Genomic DNA, 7,517 nt, shown 5'->3' with positions numbered 1-7,517 from the left:
GTCCTAGGGTATGCTTCTACTAATCTGCCAGTTAGCTTCTTGCTGAGAAACACATTTTCGATTGCCAAAGGCGTAGGGGGCATTGATCGCTTAACTGTTCCTGTCGATGATTCATGGCAGTATGGCTCAACCTATGAAGCAGGAAGTGTGCTGGTCATCAACTTTGATACCAATAAACAAGCCATCGAAAGTTTCTTAAATCAGTAAGTTTAACTGAAAACTTTTTGAAAAGAGTTTTGAAAGCTTACTGGTTTATGCTATATTATTAATGACGTTTGAAATATGTTGAAACGAGGAAAAGAAATGAAATTAGCCGTTGTTACTGACAGTACAGCTTACTTGCCTGAACGCATCCAGGATCACGCTGACTTGTTCGTTATCCCAATACCTGTTATTTTAGATGGAAAAAGCTATAACGAAGGGATCGACATTCAGCCAGATGAATATTACTCTTTGCTGAAAAACAGTAAAGAATTTCCTAAAACTTCTCAACCTGTCCTTGGTGAAGTGATTGCATTATACGAAACCCTTGCCCAGAAAGGTTATGATACGATCTTAAGTATTCACCTTTCTAGCGGCATTTCTGGCTTTATCAATACGTTATATGGTATCAAAGATGATATCAAAGGCGCGCGGGTTATTCCCTATGATTCTAAAATCACCAGCATGCCAATGGGACATATGGTAGAAGCTGCGTTGGATCTGAACCAACAAGGCAAAACCATTGAAGAGATCGTGACCCACATCGATCGCATCCGCGATAATACGTATGCTTATTTGATCGTAGATGACTTAAACAATCTCGTGCGAGGCGGACGTTTAACAAATGGTGCTGCATTGATCGGCGGATTATTGAAGATCAAACCGATCTTGACTTTTGACGAAGGAAAAATCGTGCTTTATGAGAAGATTCGTTCCAGTAAAAAAGCTTTTAATCGCGCAGAAGACATTATTGGTCAAAGAGAATCAGAAATCGCTTACCCAGTGAAATTCTATGTGATCCATGCCAATAACTTGTCTGTGGCTTTAGAGGAAAAAGCAAAGCTGCAAAAGAAATACCCTGATGCCGAAATCGAAGTGGGTCATTTTGGTCCTGTGATTGGTTCTCATTTGGGTGAAAAAGCGATTGGGATTGCCATCGCAGCGCAATAATAAAAGTGAGTTATTTATTCCTATGCAATTATTTGATTTTTATAAAAATACCTATGTTACTTAGAAGCTTGTCAAGGGATTCCTTTTGCTAGTTTCTGGTCACATGGGTATTTTTTTGCTTTAAAAGCATCTTGCTTGTTTATCCGATTCACACTGACTATACTTAATCCAATTACTACTTTAGTAAATTACTAAACAGGAGGATGGAAAATGAAAATACCAGAAAACTTAAAACACAAACCCGTCATCAAAGTTGAAGACTATGATACAGTAGATGGACGCTATGCGCTTCATACGGATGCGAAAGGCTTATCGTTGGGTCTGGCACAATGGAATGATCGAGGAAAGGTAGATATCTCAGGGAAAGTATGGCGGCACACGGGGGAAAAGTGGTCTCGTCAATCAGAAGAACTCCCATTATCACGGATTCTTGACTTAGCGATCCTTGTCGCGCAATCTAGCCTCTATTTTCAAGATGCCTATCGTCATGAAAAGTTTTATGATCCAGAAAACCCACTCATCGATATTATTGGACTGCAAGGAAATCGGATGACAGTAGAAGTTGATACAGACAATCCTAAAATTGATGAGGATATTCTATTGTTCTATGATGCCTTGCAAAAAGATGGTGAATTGATCGGTGAACGTTTTCGAATTTTAAGTCGGTTGTTAAACGAATTGGGCTATTAAGAAAGGAGGAATCTACATGGGGATCAATCGTACCCCTTTTACTTTGACAGAAGGTCGACAGTTCAGCAAGTTAGAACAGCAAATGATTTGGAAAAAACCAGCGAGTCATCAGACAAGTCAAGAAGAACTGCGGATCGCTCAAGAAATCAAGCTAAACTGGCAAGATCCAGAGATGAAGATTTTCAATGTTTTATTGGAAAGAGATGCTGGCTCTGGAAAAACGCAATTAGCCAAAGCTCTCTCCTATGATCTTCAATTGCCTTATACCAAAATCACCTGTTTTGCTGATATGGATAAATCAGATGTTTTTGGTGCATTGTTGCCGATCGTAGCAACAGATCAAGAAGAAGACAGTGAATTGTTAGAAGCGATCTATTTGAGTAATAGCTTAGATCAGGTCATTCAAGTGATTGCGGATCACTATTCGCTCACCAGTGAGGGTGCCCGAGAAAAATTAGCAGACTTGATTCGACGACTTGAAGAAATAGATACGACCGATGTCGTTCATTATAAATTTTATCCTTCGGAAATCGTTCGTGCGATGGAAAAAGGGTATCTATTAGAAATCCAAGAACCAACAGTCATCCGGGATGCCTCGGTACTCGTCGCTCTCAACTCTGCATTGGAGCAAAATGGGATGCTGAATCTGCCAACTGGCGTTGTCAGGCGCCATCCGGATTGTGTCGTCATTATCACAACAAATCGGAACTATCAGGGCAATCGTCCATTGAATGAATCTCTTAGAGATCGGATGCAACATGCGGAAAAAATGGACCTTCCTGAACTATCTGTGATGGTCGCACGGGGACTTGCTAAAACCGGCTTTCAAGATCAAGCGATCGCTAGCAAAATGGCAGAGATTATTCGACTTCTCGATACTTCTGCACGAGCAAATGCCATCAAGGGTGTGGCTGGTATGCGATCTTATTTTTATTGGCTGAATACGGTTAAAAATGGGCAATCACCTTTAAATACGTTAGCGGTCAAAGTCTTATACAAGTTAACGACAGATCCAGACGAATTGCGTCTGCTGCAAGAAGCCCTCGATCAATCAGAATTGCTCTTAGAGCTAAGACGTTTGTATCAAGGACAGAAAATGAGTCATCGACAACCAATACATGGACGCATCGTATCTGCTGAAGAGGCGGATGCGCGAAATATTGAAGAAGCATCCTTGCAGATGGGGACAGCAGCTAGTACTGAAAAAACAGCAGAGACACTGGAGACACCTGAGGTGCTAGATACACAGGAAACAAACCAAGATAATCAGGAAGCGGTGCCTCAAGACACTATAGATGGAGACTCTTTAGAGAGCCAACATTCGTCTGATGAGGGACACACAAAGGAAGGAAGTGAACAATCTGCTCAAGAACCTTCCAGTCAGCATCTTTCGATCGAAGAATTCAGGCAATTGGATAAAGAAGTAAGAAAACAAGCAAATCAAGAAGCGCGGCAAGCGCTAAAACAATCTATCCATGCGAAAGAAGGATTGATTGTGCATCGGCCAAAACTCCAAGAAAATGCTTCTCAGAAAGCCCAACAACTTCTAGCACCGTTGTTGCCGGTGGTTGAAACAATAACAAAACAGTTGCTTGAATTATTAGAAAATGAAGCAGCTTCTTCTTATGGCAAAGGAAAATATAGCGGGACACGCTTTGATGCAAGTCGTGTTGCTTATGGCGACTTTCGAACATTTGATAAGAAAAATCCTCCTCATGAACAGCCTTCATTAGCGATCGCTTTACGAATCGATGAATCAGGGTCCATGGTACGGGAGGGACGGATCACCGCTGCACAACAAGCTGCACTCGCAGTGAGTGCGTTTGCACAGCGCCTAGATCTCCCGCTGATGATTTATGGCGACACAGCCGATTTGTCTGTACGAGAGAAGACTTCTCTCTATTCTTATAAGGAATTTGCTGAACCTTTTGATTATGTGCCGGCAAAGCTGATGTCTCTTCAACCCCGACAAAACAATCGTGATGGGGCAGTGCTGCGGGTACTAGCTGAAAAACTTTCCCAACAATCTGCTACGACAAAATTACTATTGACGATTAGTGATGGTCAGCCAAAGGCGATGCCAGATTATACGGGCAATAAGGCGAAAGCGGATATTCAAGCAGTCATCAAAGAGTATGAACGCCAGGAACTCATCTTTTTGTCCGCTGCCATCGGACAAGACAAAGACGTCATCAAAGAAATCTATGGCGCGGAAAGATATATCGATATCAGCAATCTTAAAGAATTTCCCAAACAATTACTAACACTGATCAGCCGTTATTTCTAAATTACGATTCATTCGGCTGCTTTTTAAATAACATCCGTCTTGCATAGAAGTGGGAGGCGGATGTTATTTGTTTCTTATAAAAAGAATATGTAAACTAAATTAAACGAACGTTTTCAATTTCTGCTTCGTATGCTAAACTGATCACAAAGGAGGAACAACAATGACTTTGAATTGGCGTTATATCTATCCTTTCTCTACTGCAGGAGCTTATTTCATTCGAAGAAGAACATTCGAAGAAGAACATTGTGGATGAGTTATGGACTATTTACATTTGTGAGTTCGCTCTTATTTTTTTGTGAAAAGTGGACATTCTTTTTTTTCGTTGGTATGCTCTTGAACGGCGTTCAAAACAGACTTCACAAGACAGTTCTTTTCAAAGTTGGCTCTTTTTACTCCTTATTTTCCTAGGGGTGGTCGGTATTCTATGGATCGGCATGGCAGTTATCTTTTTCCTATATAGTCGTTCATGTGACAAACAATTCCTTTTTTCCGAAGGGGAAAAATCCGTGACGATCCGATTTTTAGTAGGACAATCGCTTCATTTGATGGCTATCGAGGAGACTCTTTTTTCCTTGAACGGGATTGGTTTGGCTTTTTAGATTGGCGATTCATTAGGTGGGATTGTTTTTGAACGAGCCTTTCATGATTTTAGCCAGTTTTTATCAGTTGCCTGCTGGATTACTGAATAGCGGTTCTTCAGTGATATCTTGGGCATGGCATTTACTAATTGGTCTGCTAGGGGTCCTAGGCTGTTGGCTTGGCTACAGGAGCCGGTTGTCTGAAATCGTCAATCGCCATGAAGTAAGTTGATGTGAAAGGATAATGTTCTATCGATGAGAAAAAAATGAACGAGTCTCGTTTGCACTTGCTTGCTAAGATGATGACGGCTACCAACGTAAATCGTTTCACTTAGAAAACCTTGCAAGCGGGATCTCTAGTTAATAATCTTTGTTTTTAAAGAGAAGGGGTGTTTTTTTGTTTTTAGAGATCAATGCTATTTCCAAAAGCTTTGACAAGAAACAAATTTTTGATCAGGCAAGTTATCAATTTGAAACCGGAAAAATCTATGGTATTTTAGGGCGCAATGGGGCAGGGAAAACGACGTTATTCCAATGTATCGCTCGGAATATGACCGTTGATAGCGGGAGTATTTATTTAGTTGAAGACGGCAATCAACGAACCTATGAAAATACAGATGTCGGATTTACATTCACGCAACCGCATCTGCCAGGTTTTATGACGGCGATTGAGTTTTTGCGCTTTTTTATGGATGTCAATCGGGAGCGCATCAAACAGTCGCTTTCTCCAGAAGAATTTTTAATGTCTGTAGGAATTTCTTCAGAAGAGCAGCATCGTTTAATGAAAGATTATTCCCATGGCATGAAAAACAAAGTACAAATGCTTCTTTCTTTGATGGTGCAGCCACCAATCATGTTGTTTGATGAACCATTGACCTCTTTCGATGTTGTAGCTGCCCATGAAATCAAACAAATGATCCGATCAGCAAAAGAGGATTCGATCATACTGTTTTCCACTCATATTTTACAGCTTGCACAAGATTTATGTGATGAAGTGGTCCTACTAAATAATCATCAATTGACCGGGATTGATCCTTCTCACATTCATGAACCAGATTTTGAGAAAGAAATCGTTACTTTGCTGACGGAGGGGGAGCCCGATGCTGCAATGGATTAAACTTTATTGGCTTTATGAAGAGACGATTTTTTCAACGAAAGCGAATGGATTTCTCTATTTTTTGACCAAAATTCCTTTGATTGGAAAACATCTTCCCCATGATCTTTATGGGCAATACGGTCTCAAAAAAATGCTTTTTACTGTATTATTTAGCTTGCGCTTGATCTTGCCATTTTTCACAAAAATTATTTGGCTGCTTTTTTATTATGCAATTGCCTTGGTTGCTTTTCATGGTTGGGAGAATTTATTTGGCTCTTTTGATCAGTTTGAAGAACAAATAATGATTGCTGGTTTTTATACTTGGCTAGTGGTCGTTGCACTAGCCAGCAATTTTTTTTCTTTGTTCTCATTTACATTAGATCAAAAAGCGATTGAATTCACGGATTACTTCATGGTGTCAAAACGACAGTATTTGCGAATGAATCTTTTCTTTAAGACGATCCAATCCATTATTTATTATCTACCAGCATTTTTGTTGTACAGCTTTTTTGCTGGCAATAGTTGGCTGACCCTCGTTGGTATCTTTGGTGCTGGCTTTGCTTGTGTGGCAGCTGCCAGTCTAATTCGCTGGGGATTCCAAAAGCAATGGGGCAGTGGCTGGCGCATCGGTTGGCGACTAGCCATATCTATGCTGATTTTAGCGTCGCTCTACGGCTTATTGCTTCAACAGATTATTCCAACTATGACATTCGGGTTGGGACTTTTGGCGTTCTTTCTGATTGCCGGCACTGGCTGTTTTTACTACCTAAAACACTTTACACAAGAAAATGATTTTTTCCTTTATTCTGTTGAAAAAAGCTATCAGCAATTTAGTGTGCTAGAAACCATCAGTTCAGATTCAAGTCAATATCTCAATGAAGGGATTGAAATGCAGAAAAAACTTTCTTTGGATCAGGAGAAGCCACTCACTCATTTGCAAGGATCAGAATACCTCAACGGATTGCTCTTTCAAAGATACCGTAAACTGTTGCGCAAAAAATTGCTGAACCGTGTCGGTATTGTGTCTATTCTATTTCTAGGATTGATTTTATTATCCTTTTTGAAGATTGTTCCATATCCTAATGAAGAGGATCTGACAGCACTACTGCCAGCTCTATTTTTAGTTATGTATTTTGGTTCATTGGGAAAAGCAATCGTCCAAATGGTTTTTGTTAACTGTGACATCTCCATGCTTTACTATCCTTTTTATCGGGAGAAAGAAACGATCCTCAGTGGGTTTAATTACCGTTTTATCAAATCAATGTTTTACAACGGAGTCTTTGCGGGTAGTATTTTTGTCGGCTTCTTATTATGGGACTTGCTAAATGGATTGCAAGCTAGCTGGTATTTCATTGGGGTCTTATTTTTATTATTGACGAGTTTGACAGCATTGTTCTCATTTCATGAATTATTTATCTATTACTTGCTACAACCTTTTACTGGAGATATGAGAGTGGTCAATCCGGTCTACAAATTTGTCAGTGGAGTATTGTATTGGATCAGCTATATCAACCTGCGCCTGCATGTTTCTGGATTTGCTTACTCGATCGTTGTCTCAATGGTCTTATTACTCTATGTTTTTGTCGGATATGTACTAATCATTCGCTTCGCGCCGAAGACCTTTAAAATCAAAGAATAGGAGAGAATCAGGACTGCATTATAAAACCTATTCACAAATGCGAACATATGTTTTATAATGAGAGAAAGTTGTGAA

At 40.0% G+C, this 7,517-nt stretch carries 6 protein-coding genes and 1 pseudogene; all 7 read left to right on the top strand.

Annotation, left to right across the window (positions count from 1 at the left end):
- Positions 1–207: pseudogene (locus tag AB5Z52_RS08395) on the top strand (LytR family transcriptional regulator); the annotation flags it as partial.
- Positions 208–303: 96 nt separating this feature from the next.
- A complete protein-coding gene (locus tag AB5Z52_RS08390) occupies positions 304–1,152 on the top strand; it encodes a DegV family protein (protein WP_005473140.1) in 849 nt (282 codons plus the stop codon).
- Positions 1,153–1,362: 210 nt separating this feature from the next.
- Positions 1,363–1,842: a DUF6530 family protein gene (locus AB5Z52_RS08385; RefSeq protein ID WP_003126580.1), complete on the top strand. Its 480-nt coding sequence runs from the start codon at positions 1,363–1,365 to the stop codon at positions 1,840–1,842.
- A 16-nt stretch (positions 1,843–1,858) separates the two neighbouring features.
- Positions 1,859–4,129, top strand: a complete 2,271-nt coding sequence (locus tag AB5Z52_RS08380; protein ID WP_368243482.1) for an AAA family ATPase — start codon at positions 1,859–1,861, stop codon at positions 4,127–4,129.
- Positions 4,130–4,756: 627 nt separating this feature from the next.
- Positions 4,757–4,939, top strand: a complete 183-nt coding sequence (locus tag AB5Z52_RS08375) for a hypothetical protein (protein ID WP_003126577.1) — start codon at positions 4,757–4,759, stop codon at positions 4,937–4,939.
- 165 nt (positions 4,940–5,104) lie between these two features.
- On the top strand, positions 5,105–5,824 hold the full coding sequence (locus tag AB5Z52_RS08370; RefSeq protein WP_005473137.1) for an ATP-binding cassette domain-containing protein: 720 nt from the start codon (positions 5,105–5,107) through the stop codon (positions 5,822–5,824).
- The gene (locus tag AB5Z52_RS08365) at positions 5,808–7,442 is read left to right on the top strand and encodes a hypothetical protein (protein ID WP_041120117.1); all 1,635 of its coding nucleotides are present in this window, start codon (positions 5,808–5,810) and stop codon (positions 7,440–7,442) included. The genes AB5Z52_RS08370 and AB5Z52_RS08365 overlap by 17 nt, the downstream gene beginning before the upstream one ends.
- Positions 7,443–7,517 lie beyond the last annotated feature (75 nt).

The sequence above is a fragment of the Enterococcus sp. RTP21361st1_A6_RTP21361_211029 genome (assembly GCF_040910045.1).
GTDB lineage: Bacteria > Bacillota > Bacilli > Lactobacillales > Enterococcaceae > Enterococcus_D > Enterococcus_D gallinarum.
Note: the sequence above shows the minus strand (reverse complement) of the source record. Positions and strands in the feature narration are given on the sequence as shown.

What these genes read in the sequence shown, in the direction of transcription:
- AB5Z52_RS08385 (WP_003126580.1), top strand. Translation starts at nt 1,363, where the DNA reads ATGAAAATACCAGAAAACTTAAAACACAAACCCGTCATCAAAGTTGAA.
- AB5Z52_RS08365 (WP_041120117.1), top strand. Translation starts at nt 5,808, where the DNA reads ATGCTGCAATGGATTAAACTTTATTGGCTTTATGAAGAGACGATTTTT.
- AB5Z52_RS08380 (WP_368243482.1), top strand. Translation starts at nt 1,859, where the DNA reads ATGGGGATCAATCGTACCCCTTTTACTTTGACAGAAGGTCGACAGTTC.
- AB5Z52_RS08390 (WP_005473140.1), top strand. Translation starts at nt 304, where the DNA reads ATGAAATTAGCCGTTGTTACTGACAGTACAGCTTACTTGCCTGAACGC.